The sequence below is a fragment of the Sphingomonas sp. 28-62-11 genome, assembly GCF_002278865.1.
Lineage (GTDB): Bacteria > Pseudomonadota > Alphaproteobacteria > Sphingomonadales > Sphingomonadaceae > Sphingomonas.
In genome coordinates this window covers 1-20,985 of the sequence record NZ_NCGB01000023.1, presented here as the reverse complement: position 1 = coordinate 20,985, position 20,985 = coordinate 1, and the positions used below count along the sequence as shown (strand labels likewise).

The 20,985-nt window shown below is 62.1% G+C and carries 18 protein-coding genes and 1 pseudogene; 15 read left to right on the top strand and 4 right to left on the bottom strand.

Annotated elements, in window-relative coordinates:
- Window positions 1-25: 25 nt before the first annotated feature.
- Together B7Y49_RS09620 and B7Y49_RS09615 are read right to left on the bottom strand one after the other, a co-directional pair.
- Window positions 26-1,396 (bottom strand): methyl-accepting chemotaxis protein, encoded by a 1,371-nt coding sequence (locus B7Y49_RS09620; protein WP_374127371.1) that lies wholly within the window; start codon window positions 1,394-1,396, stop codon window positions 26-28.
- Window positions 1,397-1,414: 18 nt separating this feature from the next.
- Window positions 1,415-2,773: a methyl-accepting chemotaxis protein gene (locus B7Y49_RS09615; RefSeq protein ID WP_374127370.1), complete on the bottom strand. Its 1,359-nt coding sequence runs from the start codon at window positions 2,771-2,773 to the stop codon at window positions 1,415-1,417.
- Between the two features lie 222 nt (window positions 2,774-2,995).
- Here B7Y49_RS09615 and sdhC point away from each other — a divergent pair, with 222 nt between their 5' ends.
- The 4 genes from sdhC (at window position 2,996) to B7Y49_RS09595 (ending at window position 6,719) form a co-directional block, all read left to right on the top strand.
- Window positions 2,996-3,412, top strand: coding sequence for a succinate dehydrogenase, cytochrome b556 subunit (gene sdhC / locus B7Y49_RS09610; RefSeq protein WP_374127369.1), 417 nt, complete (start codon window positions 2,996-2,998; stop codon window positions 3,410-3,412).
- A 2-nt stretch (window positions 3,413-3,414) separates the two neighbouring features.
- Window positions 3,415-3,807, top strand: a complete 393-nt coding sequence (gene sdhD, locus B7Y49_RS09605) for a succinate dehydrogenase, hydrophobic membrane anchor protein (protein ID WP_374127368.1) — start codon at window positions 3,415-3,417, stop codon at window positions 3,805-3,807.
- Window positions 3,804-5,606, top strand: coding sequence for a succinate dehydrogenase flavoprotein subunit (sdhA, locus tag B7Y49_RS09600; RefSeq protein WP_374127367.1), 1,803 nt, complete (start codon window positions 3,804-3,806; stop codon window positions 5,604-5,606). Before sdhD ends, sdhA begins: the two co-directional genes overlap by 4 nt.
- 90 nt (window positions 5,607-5,696) lie before the next feature.
- Window positions 5,697-6,719, top strand: coding sequence for a C13 family peptidase (locus B7Y49_RS09595; RefSeq protein ID WP_374127366.1), 1,023 nt, complete (start codon window positions 5,697-5,699; stop codon window positions 6,717-6,719).
- Window positions 6,720-6,761: 42 nt separating this feature from the next.
- Here the strand turns inward: B7Y49_RS09595 and B7Y49_RS09590 are convergent, their stop codons facing one another.
- Together B7Y49_RS09590 and B7Y49_RS09585 are read right to left on the bottom strand one after the other, a co-directional pair.
- Window positions 6,762-7,229: a hypothetical protein gene (locus tag B7Y49_RS09590; protein WP_374127365.1), complete on the bottom strand. Its 468-nt coding sequence runs from the start codon at window positions 7,227-7,229 to the stop codon at window positions 6,762-6,764.
- Window positions 7,230-7,242: 13 nt separating this feature from the next.
- Window positions 7,243-8,391, bottom strand: a complete 1,149-nt coding sequence (locus B7Y49_RS09585; RefSeq protein ID WP_374127364.1) for an alpha-hydroxy acid oxidase — start codon at window positions 8,389-8,391, stop codon at window positions 7,243-7,245.
- Window positions 8,392-8,524: 133 nt separating this feature from the next.
- Here B7Y49_RS09585 and B7Y49_RS09580 point away from each other — a divergent pair, with 133 nt between their 5' ends.
- The 11 genes and pseudogenes from B7Y49_RS09580 to B7Y49_RS09530 all read left to right on the top strand — a co-directional run bounded on the left by B7Y49_RS09580 (window position 8,525) and on the right by B7Y49_RS09530 (window position 20,890).
- On the top strand, window positions 8,525-9,325 hold the full coding sequence (locus B7Y49_RS09580; protein WP_374127363.1) for a succinate dehydrogenase iron-sulfur subunit: 801 nt from the start codon (window positions 8,525-8,527) through the stop codon (window positions 9,323-9,325).
- Window positions 9,326-9,452: 127 nt separating this feature from the next.
- Window positions 9,453-9,923, top strand: coding sequence for a PaaI family thioesterase (locus B7Y49_RS09575; RefSeq protein ID WP_374127362.1), 471 nt, complete (start codon window positions 9,453-9,455; stop codon window positions 9,921-9,923).
- A 146-nt stretch (window positions 9,924-10,069) separates the two neighbouring features.
- Window positions 10,070-11,182 (top strand): AFG1/ZapE family ATPase, encoded by a 1,113-nt coding sequence (gene zapE, locus B7Y49_RS09570; protein ID WP_374127398.1) that lies wholly within the window; start codon window positions 10,070-10,072, stop codon window positions 11,180-11,182.
- Between the two features lie 145 nt (window positions 11,183-11,327).
- Window positions 11,328-12,290, top strand: coding sequence for a malate dehydrogenase (mdh, locus tag B7Y49_RS09565; protein WP_374127361.1), 963 nt, complete (start codon window positions 11,328-11,330; stop codon window positions 12,288-12,290).
- A 36-nt stretch (window positions 12,291-12,326) separates the two neighbouring features.
- A complete protein-coding gene (locus B7Y49_RS09560) occupies window positions 12,327-12,815 on the top strand; it encodes a DUF29 domain-containing protein (RefSeq protein WP_374127360.1) in 489 nt (162 codons plus the stop codon).
- A 28-nt stretch (window positions 12,816-12,843) separates the two neighbouring features.
- Window positions 12,844-13,728, top strand: a complete 885-nt coding sequence (sucD, locus tag B7Y49_RS09555; RefSeq protein WP_374127359.1) for a succinate--CoA ligase subunit alpha — start codon at window positions 12,844-12,846, stop codon at window positions 13,726-13,728.
- 48 nt (window positions 13,729-13,776) lie between these two features.
- A pseudogene (locus tag B7Y49_RS09550) lies at window positions 13,777-16,733 on the top strand (2-oxoglutarate dehydrogenase E1 component).
- An 80-nt stretch (window positions 16,734-16,813) separates the two neighbouring features.
- Window positions 16,814-18,013 carry a dihydrolipoyllysine-residue succinyltransferase gene (odhB, locus tag B7Y49_RS09545; protein ID WP_374127358.1) on the top strand — a complete coding sequence of 400 codons (1,200 nt, stop codon included), beginning with the start codon at window positions 16,814-16,816 and terminating at the stop codon, window positions 18,011-18,013.
- 121 nt (window positions 18,014-18,134) lie between these two features.
- Entirely contained in the window at window positions 18,135-18,401 is a 267-nt protein-coding gene (locus B7Y49_RS09540) for a GIY-YIG nuclease family protein (protein WP_374127397.1), read from the top strand.
- Between the two features lie 195 nt (window positions 18,402-18,596).
- Window positions 18,597-19,997, top strand: coding sequence for an NAD(P)/FAD-dependent oxidoreductase (lpdA, locus tag B7Y49_RS09535; protein WP_374127357.1), 1,401 nt, complete (start codon window positions 18,597-18,599; stop codon window positions 19,995-19,997).
- A gap of 104 nt (window positions 19,998-20,101) precedes the next feature.
- Complete coding sequence (locus B7Y49_RS09530; RefSeq protein WP_374127356.1) at window positions 20,102-20,890, top strand: hypothetical protein; 789 nt, start codon at window positions 20,102-20,104, stop codon at window positions 20,888-20,890.
- Window positions 20,891-20,985: the final 95 nt, after the last annotated feature.

The window sequence follows — 20,985 nt, the reverse complement described above, 5'->3', positions numbered from 1 at the left end:
CACCCCGACGGCAAGTACTGGCGCGTTACGCCGCCACGCTTGCGGAGAAGGTGTCGGCCGCGCCTTTCAGCCCACCGAGCCGGTCATCGACTTCTCCGAATGCCCGTTCGAGCGAATCAATGTCGCTGGCGACGGCTTCGGTATCGGTGCGGATCGTGGCAATCGTGCTCGACATCGAATCGGCGGCGAGCGCGGTTTCGTCGACCGATGCGGTGATGGCGATCACCGTCTGTGCCTGGGTTTCCATCGCCCGGCGGATCTTGTCGGCGGATGCCTGAACTTCGGCGACGGTGGAGCGAATCGAGGCGCTGGTATCGACGCTGGAGCGCGTGGCAGATTGGATGGCAGCAATCTTGCCGGCAATATCGTCGGTGGCGCGCGCGGTCTGGTTGGCGAGGCTTTTCACTTCCTGCGCGACCACAGCAAAGCCGCGCCCGGCATCTCCAGCACGCGCCGCCTCGATCGTCGCGTTCAGCGCGAGCAAATTGGTCTGCCCGGCAATATCGCGGATCAAGCCAAGGATCGATTCAATCGATTTCGCGTGCTCGGACAAGGCTTCGGACATGCCGACTGCAGCCCCAGCCTGCTCGCTCGCGCGGGTGGCAATGTCGGCAGCGGCCTCCACTTCACTGCGAACATCGTCGATCGCGTGGATCAGGCCGGCGGCGGTTTGCGCCGCTTCCCGCATGGCAACGGCTGATTCCTCCGCAGCAGCGGCGACTTCGGACGTCTTGCCCAGCATGCCCCGAGTCGAACTCGACGCGGTCTGCGCCTGGATGCGGATGCGGTTGCCAAGCGCGGCTGCCCCTTCGATCGAGGTGGCGATGCTCTCGCTGAACTGCGCAGACCGGCTGCGGCGTTCGTCGCGCGCCACCTGGGCATCGCGCATGCCGAGATGCGTTGTCATCACATCGGCCTCAACCAGCGCAAGGCGCTGCACGATGTCAGCCAGATGCTGCGATCGTTGCGTGTCACCAATTAGTTTCTCGGCGATAATCTTCAAGGTGCGGCTATGCGCAAAGCTGAGCGATGAAAGCAGCGCCGGCAGCGGCACCTTGCTCTCATGCGTTTCGTTGGCGTGATTCAGCGCGGTGAGCATCCATTTGTCGCCAAAAGGATCCGCATATTTCAGGCGCGTGTAGGCCGCACTTTTTTGGATCCGCACGTCAAGGATGTGCTTGGGCAGCATCCGCCGAATATGCTCGGTCACCGGCAGCGACAGATAATGTTCCCAGAATGCACCGGCGATTGCCTCTTCCGATCCGGTGATAAGGCGTCCGATTTCGGCAGCACCAGGGCCGATGGCCTGATCCCAGTCATAATCGCTCACACATTGCGCTGCGGTGCGGGCCGCACCACTCCATCCGCCGAGAGTCGTCTGACGCTTGTCAGCCATCAGGGTAATTCCTCTTCCTTATGCTGCGACTTTCGAAATGAAGTCGCTTGCGGTGGTTTTCAGCGTCCCTAGTCGTGCATCAAAGGCGTCAAAGCCCAGGCCGACACGATCGATATCGCTGGCAACAGTCTCTGTATCTTCGCGGATCGCGGCGATGGTGTTCGACATCGAATCAGCGGCGAGGGCGGTTTCATCGACTGATGCGGTGATGGCAGTGACCGTCTGCGCCTGCATTTCCATCGCGCGGCGAATTTTCTCGGCGGACAGCTGCACCTCGGCGACAGTCGATCGGATCGAGGCATTGGTTTCCACCGTCGAGCGCGTGGCTGACTGGATGGCGGCGATCTTGGCGGCGATGTCGTCGGTGGCCCGCGCGGTCTGGTTGGCGAGGCTCTTCACTTCCTGCGCGACCACGGCAAAGCCGCGCCCGGCATCGCCTGCGCGCGCTGCTTCAATCGTTGCATTGAGCGCCAGCAAATTGGTCTGCCCGGCAATGTCGCGGATCAGCCCCAGGATCGATTCGATCGACTTGGCATGTTCGGACAATGTTTCTGACATGCCGACCGCAGCACCTGCCTGGCCGCTGGCGCGGGTCGCGATGTCGGCTGCAGCCTCGACTTCGCTACGGGCATCCTCGATCGCGCGGATCAGCCCGGCGGCGGTTTGTGCGGCTTCGCGCATCGCGACAGCGGATTGTTCTGCAGCGGCGGCGACTTCGGACGTTTTGCCAAGCATACCGCGGGTCGAGCTCGATGTACGACCGGCCTGTGCGCGCAACTGGCTGCCTTCCAGGCTGACGCCCTCAACCATCTTGGCGATGCCATCGCGGAATTCGGTCGCCAGCCGGTCGCGGGCGACACCGGCAGTATGATCGCGATAGGCGTTGTATAAGGCGACGGTGATTTCGCCTTCCAGTGCTGAAAGGCGCAGCAAGGTGTCGATCAGCAGGGGCAGCCTGGGATCGGCACGATCGACCCGGCGCATCATGACATCAAGCGCAGCGCGATCGCTGGCGTTGATCATCGACAGCAGCGCCATCGGCGAAACACCGCCGACATACGCCGATGCGACCGATCGCTCGATCGATTCGACCCAGTCGCGCCTGCTGGTTTCAAGAAAGCGATTGCGCAGGAACACCACACCCAGATCGATCATCTTGGCGGTTTCATGCGGCGCCCAGTGGCGCTCATCGGCAAAGCAGCGCAGCCATTGTTGCCAGTAAGCTTCTGATACCGATACAATTTCAGGCTCGATCGTTGCCCATACATCGCGGCTGGCACTGGCGAGCGAACCGTCGAAGTCGAAGACGCGCAGGCGCGCCGACAGATCGATGGCGGCCGCCAGGGCACCGGTTACGGGCAAGTCATGGCTAGTCAAAACAGCACCTCCACGCCGACGCCGGATATCGGTCGTCTCACAGACTTCATGGAGTGGCGTATCCCGATTTGGTTAAGGGCTGGTTAGGAAATCCTTGGAGATGGCCGTTTTTCGCGTGATTGACGGCGAAACGGATCGCCTGATTTGCCCTTGGCCCTTGTGCCGGGTTGCATCGCCCCCGCTCGCGGCTAATACGGCGGCACAGCAAGCAAGGATTTCGTCTTGGCAACACAACCATCCGTCGCACGCCCCCGTTCGCCGCATTTGAGCATCTGGAAATGGGGGCCGCACATGCTGGTCTCGATCCTCCACCGCGCAACCGGCGATGGCATGGCCACCGTCGGCACGGTGCTGTTCGTTTGGTGGCTGGCGGCGCTCGCCGGGGGCGAGGCGACTTATGCGCAATTCATGGATGTGTTCACGGTCAAATCAGGCGCGCTGAACCCGATCGGCTATCTGTTCGGCATCGGGCTGACCTTCGCCTTTTTCCAGCACATGGCCAGCGGCATCCGTCACCTGCTGCTCGACACCGGCGCAGGCTATGAACTCAAGACCAACAAGCTGTGGGCGCAATCGACGATCCTGCTCTCGATCGTGCTGACTATCGCCTATTGGGCCTATCTGCTGGCGGGGAAATAATCATGGGTAGCGGAACCGAACTCGGCCGCGTGCGCGGCCTGGGCTCCTCGAATGAGGGCGCGCATCATTGGTGGCATCAACGGCTGACCGCCGGGGGCAATCTGGTGCTGATGCTCTGGCTGTTCGCCTCGCTCGCGCGGCTGCCCCAGCACGATTATGCGACGATGCAATTGTGGCTCAGCAGCCCGCTCGCCGCGATCCCGATGATCCTGCTGGTTGCCAGCACCTTCTACCATTTCCGCATGGGGCTGCAGGTGCTGATCGAGGATTATGCACACGGCGCGATGCGCGCTGCACTGATGGTGCTGCTCACCTTCTTCACATTGGGGGCGGCCACGATCGCCATCTTCTCGATCCTGAAAATCGCCTTTGCTGCCGGAGCACCGATCGCATGACCGCTGCCTATAAGATCATCGATCACACCTATGACGCCGTCGTCGTCGGCGCGGGCGGCTCGGGCCTGCGCGCTGCGATGGGCATTGCCGAGGCAGGGCTGAAAACCGCGTGCATCACTAAGGTGTTCCCGACGCGCAGCCACACCGTGGCCGCCCAGGGCGGGATCGCCGCGTCGCTCGGCAATATGGGGCCGGATCACTGGACCTGGCACATGTACGATACCGTCAAGGGCTCCGACTGGCTCGGTGACCAGGACGCGATCGAATATCTCTGCCGCGAAGCCCCCGCTGCCGTTTATGAGCTCGAACATGCCGGTGTGCCGTTCAGCCGCACCGAAGAGGGCAAGATCTACCAGCGCCCGTTCGGCGGCATGATGCAGAATATGGGGGAGGGGCCACCCGCCCAGCGCACCTGCGCCGCCGCTGACCGCACCGGCCACGCCATGCTCCACGCGCTCTATCAACAGAGCCTCAAGTACGACACCGACTTCTTCATTGAGTATTTTGCGCTCGATCTGATCATGGAAGACGGCGTGTGCCGGGGCGTGATCGCTTTGTGCATGGATGACGGCTCGATCCACCGTTTCCGCAGCCACCAGACGGTGCTGGCGACCGGCGGCTATGGCCGCTGCTATTTCTCCGCCACGTCGGCGCACACCTGCACGGGTGACGGCGGCGGCATGGTGCTGCGTGCTGGCCTGCCACTGCAGGACATGGAATTCGTCCAGTTCCACCCGACCGGCATTTATGGCGCGGGCGTGCTGATCACCGAAGGCGCACGCGGCGAGGGCGGCTACCTGACCAACTCCGAAGGCGAGCGCTTCATGGAGCGCTATGCCCCGTCGGCTAAGGACCTCGCCTCGCGTGACGTTGTGTCGCGCTCTATGGCGATGGAAATCCGCGAAGGCCGCGGCGTCGGCAAGGAAAAGGACCATATCTACCTGCACCTCGATCATATCGATCCCAAGGTGCTGGCAGAGCGGCTGCCCGGCATAACCGAGACGGGCAAGATTTTCGCCGGGGTCGATCTGACCCGCCAGCCGCTCCCGGTCGCGCCGACGGTGCATTACAATATGGGCGGCATCCCGTGTAACTTCCACGGCGAGGTCGTGAACCTGAAGGATGGCAACCCCGACAGCGTCGTCCCCGGCCTGTTCGCGGTGGGCGAGGCGGCCTGCGTTTCGGTCCACGGCGCCAACCGGCTCGGATCGAACTCGCTGATCGATCTGGTGGTGTTCGGCCGCGCGACGGGCCTGCGGATCAAGGATACGCTGAAGCCCAACACGCCGCACAACCCGCTGCCGAAATCGGCAGAGGAACTGGCAATCGGCCGCCTCGATCATTTCCGCCACGCCAAGGGCGGCACGCCCACCGCGCAAATCCGTGGCGCGATGCAGCGCACGATGCAAAAGAACTGCGCCGTGTTCCGCGACAATGCGCTGCTCGCCGAAGGCAAGGCCAAGATCGGTGAAATCTATGCGTCGATGGGCGACGTCAGCGTCAATGATCGCTCCTTGATCTGGAACACCGATCTGGTCGAAACACTCGAACTCGACAACCTGATCGCGCAGGCAGTGGTAACCGTCCACAGCGCCGCCAACCGTCAGGAATCACGCGGCGCGCATGTGAACGAGGATTACCCCGATCGCGACGATGCTGGGTGGATGAAGCATACCATCGCGACGTTCGACGGCTGGGGCGGCAAGGGTGGCGGCGTCGGCATCGATTACCGCCCGGTCCATGATTACACGCTCACCGACGATATCGAGTATATCAAGCCGAAGAAGCGGGTGTATTGAGCGGACGACCTGCCGAAATCGATAATGTCCGGTGTCTAGCGGGATGCGGAGGCGCAATCCCCGTTGACTCCGTCGCCCCCAACCACCGACATGTTGGTTGGCAGTAAGGGGCGCGGTGTGCGGGTAAGGGCGGCAGTACGGTTGACCATGGCGGTGCTGCTCGCGGGCCTTGCCGGCGCGTCAACGGCGCAGCAATCCACCCAGTATCGCGCGCCGCAACACACGCGCCCGCCGCCGGTGATCGGTAACGGGACCGATGACCTGATCGCCTACGCCAATGGCGGAATGCAGGTGGAGCGGGACCGGGCGCCAGATGATATGCTCGCCGAGCATCGCCGCATCGCGCGGGCGATCGGAGGGTTGCTGCCGCAGCGCAAAGGGGTGGTCGATGCCTATGTCGTGTCGATCGCGCTCGACAGCGATCCGGTGTTCGGGCGCGAGGCGCGGGAGGCCGCGAAGGTGCTTGCGCGGCGTTATGACGCGGCGGGCCGCACGGTCGTTCTGGCGGGCAGCGATGGCAGCGCGCCGAGCGATCTGCCACGCGGCAGCCCCGATCATTTGAGCATTGCGCTGTCGCGCATCGCCGAGCTGATGGACGCCCGCGAAGACGTGCTGATCCTCTATACCACCAGCCACGGTGCGCCGATCGGCATTGTCTATAACGATGCCGATCAGGGGTTCGGCGCGATCTCCCCCCCGCGGCTTGCGGCAATGCTGGGCGCGCTGGGGATCGAGCGGCGGCTGGTGATCGTCAGCGCCTGTTACTCGGGCATTTTCGTCCCCGCGCTGGCCGGAGCGGAGACGGCGGTGCTCACGGCGTCGTCAGGGGATCGTTCCTCCTTCGGGTGCCAATCGGACAATGACTGGACCTTTTACGGCGACGCGCTGATCAACAACGCGCTGCGCAAGGGGCAGCCACTCGCGGCGGCCAGTGCCGAAGCAACCGCGCTGGTTGCGAAATGGGAAAATGCCGATCGGCTACCCCCCTCGCAGCCGCAGACGTCGATCGGCGCGCGGGCCAGCGAATGGCTTGCCGAACTGGATAAGCGGACGCCCAAGGGGGCTACCGCGCCAGTCGGGCGCCCGGCGATCGAGCTGCTGCAGCGGCGGTGATGTCAGTCGCGGCGGAAGTTTGAGAGCCGATAGGCTCTTCGCTCAATAACGAAACTTGTCCCTGCAAGCCTGTTCACACTGCGGAATGAATGCCGATGCCGGGATAGATATCGAGGTCTTCTTTTTGCATTCGGTTGTTACCACGCCGTCAAATTTCGTATCCGGCTTCATCTCGCCGCAGCCTTTGCCAGTTACCGATTCGGCATCGACCAGCTTCGCGCAATCAGCAAGGCAGACATTGAGGCCTTTTTGCAGATCAAGTTTTGAACTGTTGACCGGCAGGCGAGACTGCATTTTTGACATAATGCCTTGAACGACGGCCGGGTTTACGGCGCGATAGCTCTGTCCGTCCGGGCCTGTGGCGGTTGGCAACGCTCGTTGTGCAATGGCGATACCACCAAGCAAAGCTGCTGACAGAATGAATGCGGTGTGAAGCTTCCCCATGCCCAATTCCCCCAAGGTTGGTCGAAGGATATTGTCTCGGCGGGTGACTTGCAATTCCGGATTCAACCGTTGTCCTTGGTTACCGCCAGCGCAAATTGCCGCGCCCCAGATCGCTCACCGATTTCGCGCCCATCAGTTTCATGTCGCGGATGATTTCGGCCTGCAGATTGCCCAGCGTCCGTTCCACCCCCGCCTGACCGGCGGCGGCGAGCGCATAGAGATACAGCCGTCCCCCGGAGCACGCCTTTGCCCCGACGCTTAGAGCCTTCAGCACATGCGATCCACGCGTGATGCCGCCGTCGCAGATCACGTCGATCCGGTCGCCGACCGCGTCGACAATCTCCGCCAGCTGATCGAACGGTGCGCGGCTTCCATCGAGCTGGCGGCCGCCATGGTTCGATACCATGATCGCCGTCGCGCCGATATCGATCGCGCGGCGAGCATCATCCACTGACATGATCCCCTTCAGGCAGAATTCGCCGCCCCAATCGGCGCGGATCGCCTCGGCGGTTTTCCAGTCCAGCGACTGGTCGAGCATTTTGGTGAAATACTCACCGACCGACATCGATTTGCGCGATCCTTCGTCGAGATAATCCTTCAGGTTCGATAGCTCGAACGGCTCGCGCAGCAAATAGTCGAGCGTCCAGCGCGGATGCATTGCAAAGCTAAGCGCCGAAGAGGGCGTGAGCCGCGGCGGCGAGGTGAAGCCCGTCCGCAGGCACCGCTCGCGATTGCCGCCGACGATTGTGTCGACCGTCAGCGCGATGGCATCGAATTTCGCCGCCTTGCACGCCGAGATCATCGCCGCGTTCAGCCCCTTGTCCTTGTGAACATAGAGTTGGAAAAGCTTGGGAGAGGCGATCGTCCGGCCGATCTCCTCGATGCTGACGGTGGCGAGCGAGGAAATCCCGAACCAGGTGTCGAACTTCTCCGCCGCTGCCGCCACTGCGCGCTCGCCGCGCCAGTGGAACAGCCGTTGCAGCGCGGTGGGGGAAAGGAACAGCGGCATGGCGATGCGCTTGCCCATCACCGTCACGCTGGTGTCGATCTCCTGCACGCCCGCCAGAACGTTAGGCACCAGGTCGCACGTTTCATAAGCGGCAGTATTGCGCCGCCGCGTGACTTCGTCGTCTGCTGCACCGTCGATATAGTGAAATACCGGCCCCGGCAGCCGCGCTTTGGCGAGCCGACGGAAATCATCCACATTATGGCATTGGTCGAGCCGCATCGCGTCGCGCTACCCGGCACTATTGCCGTACGCAAGGCGTGCACAAACATTTGCGGGGCCGCGCCCGGTCATGTATCGACCCTTGTATCGGGGCCGTTTAAGCCCCCGCGCACCTGATAGGACGAGTTGAGCGATGGCCGAATTTTTCCTGCCGAAGAACAGCAAGATCAAGCCCCAGGGCAAGGTGCACAAGGCGCCCAAATCGGCTGACGGCAGCGAGGCGACGCGGATCAAGAAGTTCAAAGTCTATCGTTATGATCCCGATAGCGGCCAGAATCCGCATTTCGATACGTTCGAGATCAATCTCGACGAGTGCGGCCCGATGGTGCTCGATGCGCTGATCAAGATGAAGGCCGAGCAGGATTCGTCGCTCACCTTCCGCCGCTCGTGCCGCGAGGGGATTTGCGGCTCCTGCTCGATGAACATCGATGGCGCCAACACGCTCGCCTGCACCAAGGCGATCGAGGATGTGAAGGGCGATGTGCAGATCACGCCGCTGCCCGCGATGAGCGTGATCAAGGATCTCGTGCCCGATTTCACCCATTTCTACGCGCAATATGCCTCGATCAAGCCATGGCTGCAGACCGTCACCCCGCCGCCATCGGGCAAGGAACGGCTCCAGTCGCCGGCCGACCGCGCCAAGCTTGACGGGCTGTACGAATGCATCCTGTGCGCCTGCTGCTCGACGAGCTGCCCCAGCTATTGGTGGAATGCCGACAAGTTTCTCGGCCCCGCCATTCTGCTCCAGGCCTATCGCTGGCTGGCCGACAGCCGTGATGAGATGACCGGCGAGCGGCTTGATGAGCTGCAGGACCCGTTCCGGCTCTATCGCTGCCACACGATCATGAACTGCGCGAATGTGTGCCCCAAGGGCCTCAACCCCGCCAAGGCGATCGCAGAGATCAAGAAGATGGAAGTCGAACGGGTGGTTTAACCTCGCACCCAACGAACCGTTTGTCCCGAGCGAAGGCCCTGTCGAGCATGGTCGAGATATCGGGGGGACGTGCCACGGGCGCTGCGCAGGGTGTCTCGACTTCGCTCGACACGAACGGTTTTTTGTTGTGACCAACCAGCCACCCCCCTTCCTCTACACCGAATCGCCCGATCACCCCGGCTGGATGACCTGGGCACTGGCTGATCCCACCCGGTTCAACAGCCTGTTCGGGCCGTTTCTGCTGAAGGTGGAGGGGCAAATCGCCCGCGTGCGGATGACGCCGGGGCACCAGCATTCCAACCTCAGCAATGCGGTGCATGGCGGCGCCTTGCTCGGCTTTGTCGATATGGCGCTGTTCGCGGCATCGCGCGGGTTCGGCCTGATCGAAGCGGGCACCGCGGTGACGCTCGATCTGTCGACTCAGTTTATGGGGCGCGGCGTTGTCGGCCAGCCGATCGAGGCGCAGGTGGAATTGCTGCGCGAAACCGGGCGACTGCTGTTCCTGCGCGGGCTGGTGGTGCAGGGCGATGGCGAAGGGGAGAACAAGATCCTCGCCTTTTCGGGTACGATCCGCAAACCGACGAAGCGACAAGCCTGACGTCGTTTTCTTCCGGCGCGTTTATGCCTGCCATGATCTCACCCCAAACTTGTTTCAGGGCCAGCTATGCCGCAATGGCGAGCTGTCTTGGCCGTGTTGCGGACGCTGGACCATGTTCAGCATGACAAGGGATGGGGACTGGTGACGTGACCTTCGTGCTCGATCGGTATAACCAGTTGCTCAAGGCGGGTGAGTTGCGACCCGATCGCGAGCAGCAGGCGGCCGTATTGACGCTCGCGGCGCTCGCGACGGATCTGGAGGCGACGCCGAAGCGTGGCTCCGTCTTGTGGCGTGCACTCGGTCGCCCGCCGGAGCCACCGCGCGGGGTGTATTTGTGGGGTGGCGTCGGGCGCGGCAAATCGATGCTGATGGACTTGTTTTACAGCTGCGTCGATGTGCGCCGCAAACGCCGCGTCCATTTCCACGAGTTCATGCTCGAAGTACATCAGCGCATCGCCGAGGAACGAAAGAAGGAGGCGGGTGACCCGATCGTCCCCGTCGCCACCGCGATGGTCGGCGAGGCGCGGCTGATCGCGTTTGATGAGATGGTCGTCAACAACATGGCCGATGCCGCCATCCTCTCTCGTCTGTTCACCGCGATGTGGGCGCGCGGGCTGACGGTGGTCGCGACAAGCAACCGGGCCCCGACCGAACTCTACAAGGACGGGCTGAACCGCGAACTTTTTCTGCCCTTCATCGCGCTGATTCAGGAAAAGACGCAGGTCGTCAGCCTGAATGGCCCGATCGATTACCGCCGCGATCGCCTCGGCCAAATGGACATGTGGCTGGTGCCCAATGGTCCGGCCGCAACCAAGGCGCTGTCATCGGCATTCTTTCGGCTAACCGATTATCCGCCCGAAGACCGCGCACATGTGCCGACCGAGGATATTCCGGTACAAGGCGGCCGCACGCTGCACGTGCCGAAAAGCCTGAAGGGGGTCGCTGTATTCTCGTTCAAGCGGCTGTGCGGCGAGCCGCGTGGGGCGGCCGATTATCTGGCGATCGCGCGGCGTTTCCATACCGTCTTCATCGTCGGCATTCCGCAATTGGGGCCCGAAAATCGCAATGAGGCGGCGCGCTTCGTGACGCTGATCGACGCGCTGTACGAAAACAACGTCAAGCTGATCGCGGCGGCAGATGCATCTCCCGGCGCACTCTATGTGACGGGCGATGGCGCGTTCGAATTCGAACGAACGGTGTCGCGCCTGGAAGAAATGCAGTCCGATCTTTACCTTGCGCGGGGGCATGGCGCACATTGACGGGACGATTTCTCGCAATTGAGAAGCGTTATCATTAAGGGGCATATTTAGGGCATTTGCCCGGTTGCAGCGCCCTGCCAAAGCGCCTAAGCCGCGAACGCTTTGCGGGACCTTTCTGCACCCGCCCCGTCGCCGGAGGATGAAGATGGCTCGCAAGAAAATCGCGCTGATCGGTGCTGGTAACATTGGCGGCACGCTCGCCCATCTCGCCGCCTTGAAGGGCCTTGGCGATATCGTGTTGTTCGACGTTGTAGAGGGTGTGCCGCAGGGCAAGGCACTCGATCTGTCGCAGTGCGGCCCCGTAGAGGGTTTCGACGCGACGATCACGGGATCGAACAATTACGCCGATATCGCGGGCGCAGACGTCATCATTGTCACCGCTGGTGTCGCCCGTAAGCCCGGTATGAGCCGCGACGATCTGCTCGGCATCAACCTGAAGGTGATGAAGGCCGTGGGTCAGGGCATTGCCGCCAACGCGCCCGACGCGTTCGTCATCTGCATCACCAACCCACTCGACGCGATGGTTTGGGCGCTGCGCGAATTTTCCGGCCTGCCGCACAACAAGGTCGTCGGCATGGCCGGCGTGCTCGATAGCGCGCGGTTCAGCCATTTCCTCGCGGATGAATTCAAGGTCTCGGTCAAGGACGTCACCAGCTTCGTGCTCGGAGGCCATGGCGATACGATGGTCCCGGTGATCCAGTATTCGACCGTATCGGGCATCCCGGTGCCCGATCTGATCGCGATGGGCCGTTCGACCAAGGAGCGCATCGACGCGATCGTCGCACGCACCCGCAGCGGCGGCGGCGAGATTGTCGCGCTGCTCAAGACCGGCTCGGCTTATTACGCGCCTGCCACCAGCGGCATCGCGATGGCAGAGGCCTATCTCTACGACCAGAAGCGCGTCCTCCCCGCCGCGGCGCATCTGACCGGCCAGTACGGCATCGACAATCTCTATGTCGGCGTGCCCGTGGTCATCGGTGCCGGCGGTGTCGAGCAGATCGTCGAAATCGCGCTGGATGATGAGGCGAAGGCGAACCTGAAGGTCTCGGTCGATGCGGTGAAGGAACTGCTGGTGGCGTGCAAGGCGATCGACGGGTCGCTGAACTGACTACGAACGCAGAGCTGATCATGATATTGAGATTGCATGGCTGAACATGATCCACTTTCCTCGGCGCGGCGGAACTACCCGGCGTATGAAGAGGATTTTGCGGCATGGCTCGAGGCGCAGGCAATGTTACTGCGCGAACATCGGTTTGACGAACTTGACATCGCAAATTTGGTTGATGAGGTCGAAAGCGTGGGCAGAAGCGAATTCCGCGCATTCAGCAGCGCCATCGAACTCATCGTCTTTCACATGCTCAAATGGGATTATCAGCCCGACCTGCGCGGGCAAAGCTGGCGCAAGACAATCCGCAGTCAACGCCGCGCAGTTACCAAGCTGCTAGCCGACAATCCTAGTTATAAGGCGAGGCGCGACGAAGCTATAGAGTTGGCCTATCTCGGAATACCTGAGGATGTGGAAGAGGAAACAGGCGTCCCTGCGCATCATTTGCCTGAAACATGCCCATACAGCTGGGACGACATCATGACCCGGCTGCACGATCTCGATCCCGACCGGCCCTGGCCGAATTGACCCTTTAAAAACGGAGCGTATCCGCCCCATGAGCATCCTCGTCGACAAGAACACCAAGGTCATCACGCAAGGGATGACCGGCGAAACCGGCAGCTTCCATACCAAGGCGGCGCTGGAATATGGCACGCAGATGGTTGCCGGCGTTACGCCGGGCAAAGGCGGCACCACGCATCTTGATCTGCCGGTGTATGATACCGTGCATGAGGCGGTCGCGAAGACAGGCGCGACCGCATCGGTCGTTTATGTGCCGCCAGCGTTCGCTGCGGATTCGATCCTTGAGGCGATCGATGCGCAAGTGCCGCTGATTGTCTGCATTACCGAGGGCATTCCGGTGCTCGACATGGTCAAGGTCAAGCGCTCGCTGTCGGGCAGCAAATCACGGCTGATCGGTCCCAATTGCCCCGGTGTGCTCACCCCCGGCGAGTGCAAGATCGGCATCATGCCCGGTAGCATCTTCAAAAAGGGCTCGGTCGGCGTCGTCTCGCGCTCGGGCACGCTGACCTATGAAGCTGTGTTCCAGACCAGCAACGCCGGGCTCGGCCAGTCGACCGCAGTCGGCATCGGTGGCGATCCGGTCAACGGCACCAACTTCATCGACATGCTCGAACTGTTCCTCGCCGATGACGAGACCAAGTCGATCATCATGATTGGCGAAATCGGCGGATCGGCCGAAGAAGAAGCCGCACAATTCCTGATCGACGAAGCCAAGCGCGGCCGGAAAAAGCCGATGGCGGGCTTCATCGCGGGGATCACGGCACCACCGGGTCGGCGCATGGGCCATGCTGGCGCGATCGTTTCGGGCGGCCAGGGCGGCGCCGAAGGCAAGATCGCGATGATGCAATCGGCGGGCATCCGCATGGCGGATTCGCCCAGCGAACTGGGCACAACGTTGCTCGCGGTGCTGAACGGGTAAAGTGATTTGTGCTCCCGCGAAGGCGGAAGCCCAACAAGGACGTTGGCAATGGGCTATGAAGGCCAGGATTTCGAAGCGCTCGCAGGCTCGGTGAGCCCCGCTTTCATCGAAACGCTTTATGCGCGGTACAAAGAATCGCCCGATGATGTCGAACCGGGCTGGCGCGGATTTTTCGAGGGGCTGGAGGGCAGCGAACAGGGCCCGAGCTGGCAGCAGGCGAACTGGCCCGCGACGACGACCGACGATCTGACGGCCGCGCTCGACCCGAGCCAGATGGAGCCTGTAGCGAAGCCAGCCAAGGCTGCCGCGCCCAAGCCCGCAGTCGCCGCCGCGCCGTCGACCGCCGATGTCACCTCCGCCGCTGCTGACTCGATCCGCGCAATGATGCTGATCCGCACCTACCGGGTGCGCGGGCATCTCGCCGCCAAGCTCGATCCGCTGGGCATCGCCAAGCAGGAACTGCCCGCCGATCTGACGCCCGAATATCACGGCTTTTCGGGCGCCGATCTCGACAAGCCGGTCTATCTCGGCGGCGCGCTTGGCATGCAATGGGGCACCGTGCGCGAAATCGTGGCGGTGCTGCAGAAGAATTACTGCGGCCCGGTCGGCCTCGAATATATGCACATCTCGGATGTGGAGGAGCGCCGCTTCCTCCAAGACCGAATGGAGGGCCAGGACAAGGCCATCGAATTCTCGCCGATGGGCAAGAAGGCGATCATGAAAAAAGTGATCGAGGCCGAACAGTGGGAGAAATTCCTCGGCCGCAAATATGTCGGCACCAAGCGGTTCGGGCTCGATGGCGGCGAGAGCATGATCCCCGCGCTTGAAAGCGTGATTAAGTATGGCGGCCAGTTCGGCGTGCGCGAGATTGTGTACGGCATGGCCCATCGCGGCCGGCTGAACGTGCTCGCCAACGTGATGGCCAAGGCTTATCGAGTCATCTTCCACGAATTCGGTGGCGGCTCGGACAATCCCGATGACGTCGCGGGTTCGGGCGATGTGAAATATCACCTCGGCACCAGCACCGATCGCGAGTTTGACGGCATCAACGTCCATATGTCGCTGGTGGCCAATCCCTCGCACCTCGAGGCTGCCGATCCGGTCGTGCTCGGCAAGGTCCGCGCCATTCAGACGATCGCGGGCGATCTGACCGATCATACCGGCTCGCTGCCCGTGCTGATCCACGGCGACGCCGCGTTTGCGGGGCAGGGGATCGTGTGGGAGTGCCTCGGCTTCTCGGGCATTCGCGGCTACAATACCGGCGGTTGCCTGCATTTCGTGATCAACAACCAGATCGGCTTCACGACGAGCCCGCAATATGCGCGCTCGTCACCCTATCCGTCGGACGTCGCCAAGGGCGTCCAGGCACCGATCTTTCACGTTAATGGTGATGATCCCGAAGCGGTGACCTTTGCCTGCAAGATGGCGATCGAATCTTTGCCTGCAAGATGGCGATCGAATTCCGCCAGAAGTTCAAGCGCGATATCGTGATCGATATGTGGTGCTATCGCCGCTTCGGCCATAACGAAGGCGACGAGCCGAGCTTCACCCAGCCGCTGATGTATGATCGCATCCGCCAGCACCCGCATGTCAGCGAAGTTTACGGCAAGAAGCTGATGGCTGAAGGCGTGATTGATCAGGCGTGGATCGACGATACGGTCAACCAGTTCGTTGCCTTGCTCGAAAACGAGTTTGAGGCAGGCGCGAATTACAAGCCGAACAAGGCCGACTGGTTCGCGGGCCGCTGGTCCGGCCTGCACGCCCCTGCCGATCCCGAAAGCGCGCGCCGCAACATCGTGACCGGGCTTGAGCCGAAACTGTTCGACAGCATCGGCCGCACGCTGACGACGGTGCCAGATTCCGTGAAGATCCACAAAACGCTTGCCCGCGTCATCGATGCCAAGCGCGAGATGTTCAAATCGGGTGAGAATTTCGATTGGGCGACCGGCGAGGCGCTCGCCTTCGGCTCGCTGCTCTCGGAAGGGTACGGCGTCCGCCTGTCTGGCCAGGATTCGGGGCGCGGCACCTTCAGCCAGCGCCACGCAGTGTGGGTCGATCAGACCGATGAGCATAAATACGTGCCGCTCTGGACGATCGAGCATGGCAGCTTCGAAGTGCTCGACAGCCCGCTCAGCGAGTATGGCGTGCTCGGTTTCGAATATGGCTACGCACTCGCCGATCCCAAGACACTGGTGATCTGGGAAGCGCAGTTCGGCGATTTCATGAACGGCGCGCAGATCATGATCGATCAGTTCATCGCTGCGGGCGAGGCCAAGTGGCTGCGCGCCAATGGCCTCGTGATGCTGTTGCCGCATGGCTATGAAGGGCAGGGGCCGGAGCATAGTTCGGCGCGGCCCGAGCGCTTCCTGCAGCTGTGCGCGCAGGATAACATGCAGGTGGCGAACTGCACCACGCCCGCCAATTACTTCCACCTGCTGCGGCGGCAGATGCACCGTAATTTCCGTAAACCCCTGGTCGTCTTCACCCCCAAATCGCTGCTGCGGCACAAGCTCGCGGTATCGAAGGCGGCGGATTTCCAGGGCGAAAGCCATTTCATGCGGATCCTGTCCGATCCATGGGCGCCGAAGGACGAAGATGTGAAGCGGCTTGTGCTGTGCACCGGCAAGGTCGCCTATGATCTGATGGAAGCGCGCAACGCGGCAGGCGATACCAATACGGCGATCGTGCGGCTCGAGCAGCTTTATCCCTTCCCGGGCGAACCGCTGACAATCCGGCTGAAGCGCATGACCAATCTCGAAACCGTGGTCTGGGCGCAGGAAGAACCGAAGAACAACGGCGCGTGGAGCTTCGTCGAACCGTTTATCGAGGAAAGCCTTGCCAATGCCGGCGGCAAGGTCGCGCGCCCGCGCTATGCCGGGCGCACGGCAGCGGCATCGCCCGCGACTGGCCTGATGAAGCGCCACCAGACCGAACAGGCCGCGCTGATCGCCGATGCGCTGGGCCATAATGTCCGTGGGGAAATAAGGCGCACCCGCAAATCGTGACCAACCCTTGTGTTCCCGCGAAGGCGGGAACCCAGACTGGGCTCCCGCCTTCGCGGAAGCACAATAAGGCAGAAGAAAAAATGGCAACCGAAGTCAAAGTCCCCGTTCTGGGTGAATCGATTACCGAGGCAACACTCGGCGAATGGCTGAAGCAGCCGGGCGATCCGGTCGCGCTCGATGAGCCTGTCGCGAGTCTGGAGACCGACAAGGTCTCGGTCGAGGTTGGCGCCCCCGCTGCGGGCGTAATGGGCCAGCATGCGGTGAAGGTTGGCGATGTCGTGCTGGTCGGTGCGATGATCGCGACGATCGATGCTGCGGGGGCAACGCCGGCTGCTGCGACGTCGTCAACGCCTGCGCCCGCCCCCGCGCCGGCTGAACCAGCCGCTGCCGCCGCGCTTTCGCCTTCAGTGCGCCGTGCGGTGCTCGAAACCGGGGTCGATCCCGGCACGGTGAGGGGCACCGGCAAGGATGGCCGCCTGACCAAGGACGATGTCCTCGCGGCCGCGAGCGCGCCAGCGCCAGCACCGGCCCCGGCCGCACCGCTGCCCGCGCCGCTCCCGAGCGCCGCGACCACCGGCATCCGTAAGGAAGAACGCGTTCGGATGACGCGGCTGCGCCAGACGATCGCCAAGCGGCTGAAGGAAGCCCAGAACAGCGCGGCGATGCTCACCACCTTCAACGACGTCGACATGTCGGCGGTGATCGAGGCCCGCAACAAGTACAAGGACCTATTCGAAAAGAAGCACGGCGTCCGGCTCGGTTTCATGGGCTTTTTCGCCAAGGCCGCATGCATGGCGCTGAAGGATGTTCCCAGCGTCAACGCGTCGATCGAAGGCGACGAGATCGTCTATCACGATTATGCCGATATCTCGGTCGCGGTGTCCTCGCCCGGCGGGTTGGTCGTGCCGGTGATCCGCAACGCCGATCAGATGTCGGTCGCGCAGATCGAGCGCACGATCGGCGATTTCGGCAAGCGCGCCAAGGACGGCACGTTGAAGATGGAGGAGATGCAGGGCGGCACCTTCACCATCTCGAACGGCGGCGTGTTCGGCAGCCTGATGTCGACCCCGATCATCAACCCCCCGCAGAGCGCTGTGCTCGGCCTCCACCGCATCGAGGATCGCCCGGTCGTCCGCGACGGGCAGGTGGTGGTGCGCCCGATGATGTATCTGGCGCTCAGCTATGATCACCGCCTGATCGACGGGCGAGAGGCCGTGACGTTCCTCGTGGCGCTGAAAAATGCTATCGAGGACCCGACGCGGATACTGATCGATTTGTAATATAAGTGCTCCTGCGAACGCAGGAGCCGAGGGCTACAAGCGGAGTCCTGCGTAACTCTGTGCTCCTGCGTGCGCAGGAGCACAAGATGGGAGAAGTTATACGAAAGCCGGTTACGTCTACCTGATGGCCAGCAAGCGCAACGGCACCCTCTATCTCGGTGTGACCAGCGACCTACCTGCCCGGGCGTTCCAGCACCGCACCGGGATGATAGATGGTTTTTCGAAGAAATATGGCTGCACGCTTCTTGTTTGGTTTGAAGTGCAAGACGATCTGCAAAACGCGCGCTATCGCGAGCTGCAGATGAAAAAATGGAAGCGAGCGTGGAAGGTCGAACTCATTGAGCGTGACAACCCGCAGTGGAAGGATTTGTACGACACGCTGTTTTGATGATGTCCGTGCTCCTGCGCACGCAGGAGCCTAGGGCCACGAGCGGAGTCCTGTGTAATTCTGGGCTCCGGCGTACGCAGGGGCACTGATTGAGATCAACAAGTGCTCCTGCGCACGCGGGAGCCCAGGGTCATAGGCAGTGCACCCTGTAATTCCGAGCCACTTGCAGTCGCAGGGGCGCAGTGAGGCAGAACAATGGCTGACTATGATTTCGACGTCCTCATCATCGGCTCCGGCCCCGGCGGGTACGTAGCGGCCATCCGCGCGGCCCAGCTCGGGCTGAAAACCGCCTGCGTCGAGGCGCGCGAGACGCTTGGCGGCACCTGCCTCAATGTCGGCTGCATTCCGTCAAAGGCGATGCTGCACGCGTCCGAATTCTTCAACGATGCATCGAACGGCATGATGGCCAAGCTCGGCATCAAGCTCGGTTCGGTCGAGCTCGACATGGATGCGCTCCACGCGCAGCGGAAGGATGCGGTCAAGCAGCTTACCGGGGGCATCGCCTTCCTGTTCAAAAAGAACAAGGTCGAATGGCTGAAGGGCCATGCCAGGTTCACCGGCACCGATACCGTAGAGGTGGCGGGCACCAGCTACCGCGCCAAGAACATCGTCATCGCCACCGGCTCCAGCGTGACGCCGCTGCCCGGCGTCGCCGTCGATAATGACAAGCAGATCATCGTCGATTCCACCGGCGCGCTTGAGCTGGCCAAGGTGCCCGAACACCTCGTCGTCATCGGCGGCGGCGTGATCGGGCTCGAGCTCGGGAGCGTGTGGAAGCGGCTCGGCGCCAAGGTCACGTGCGTCGAATATCTCGATCAGATCCTGCCCGGCTTTGACGGTGAGGTCCGCAAGGAATCGAACAAGATCTTCAAGAAGCAAGGCATCGAGTTCCGCCTGTCGACCAAGGTCACCGGCGTTGCGGTCGATGGGAGCACCGCGACGATCACGGTCGAGCCCGCCGCCGGTGGCGCGGCGGAGACGATCACCGCGGATTGCGTGCTGGTCTCGATCGGCCGCCGCCCCAATACCGATGGGCTCAACCTCGAAGCCGCAGGCATCACCCCCAACAAGCGCGGCCAGATCGAGATCGATCACAGCTTCAAAACCGGCGTGCCCGGCATCTGGGCGATCGGCGATGTCGTCCCCGGCCCGATGCTCGCGCACAAGGCCGAAGATGAAGGGATTGCGGTCGCGGAGAATATCGCGGGTCTCACCGGCATCGTGAACCACGATGTCATCCCGCTGGTCGTCTACACCTGGCCCGAAATCGCTGGCGTCGGCCTCACCGAGGAGCAGGCCAAGGAACGCGGAGAGGTGAAGGTCGGCAAATTCCCGATGCTCGCCAACAGCCGCGCCAAGACCAACCACGAGCCCGACGGCTTTGTGAAGGTCATCGCCGACGCCAAGACCGATCGGGTGCTCGGCGTCTGGATGATCGCGTCAGTCGCCGGCTCGATGATCGCGCAGGCAGCCCAAGCCATGGAGTTCGGCGCGACCAGCGAAGACATCGCCTATACCTGCCACGCCCACCCCACCCACGCTGAAGCGTTCAAGGAAGCGGCGATGGGAGTCACGGGCAAGGCAATTCATATTTGAACTATGTCATAGGATATTTACAAATTTGAACTTGCAAAGATTAGTTCAATTCCTGATGATGGACGCAGAGGCGCAAAGCCCGGTTCATAGTCAGGAGAGCGATGATGGCAGGTCAATTTTCTCGTCGTGAAATCGTGGGTGGCAGTGCGTCGGGTGCGGCGTTACTGGCCAGCGGTGCCCTTCCCCAACAGGTTCTGGCGCAAACGGCGCCTGCGCTGACGGCCGGTGAGTTCACCGCGCTGCGCGCCCGCTACGTAACGATGGTTACCGGTGGAACGAACGGCACCGTCTTGTACGATGACTTCATTGCCGGCATCGCAGCAGAGGCAACGTCGCTCTCCGCCTCGTTCAGCACCGCAAACGCGCGGTTATGGCAAGACCTTGACGCTGAGAGAGATAATGGGTTGTTGCTCATGTCGATTGCGCGCCGGGTACAGGTGTTGGCCCTGGCGTATTTTATGGATCGATCGAGCAAGAAGGGCGATCCAACGCTCAAGGCGCAGGTCGATGCAGGGCTGCAACGCATTGCTCAGAATTTCTACAACACGTCGGCTACCCGGTCGACTTATGGCTGGTATTCGCTGGAGATTGGCACCCCGCTTGCCTTGCTCGAAACGATCCTGATGCTTGACGGCCAGCTCAACCAGAGCGTCGTCAACACCTTGCTGGCTGCGGTTCAGCTCTACACATCTGATCCATTGCGCGAGCAGGGACTGTGGCCGTCGAATGACTCCAATCGTGTTTGGAAAGCCTATAACTGCCTTGTTCACGGCCTTTACATCGCCAAAACTGATCTTGTTGCTGGGCGCGAAAAAGTGGCGGCGGCCAAAAATGCACTGGCAACGACATTTGTTTACGCCACCCCCAGCATCGGCGGTGGCGAGGGCTTTTGACGTGCTCCCCTTTTCTCCTCCACTCATAAGTAGAGTCCGGGGTTATCATCGTGCCCTTGCGGGCGGGGTTGTACAACCCGCCTGGCAGCATCGGC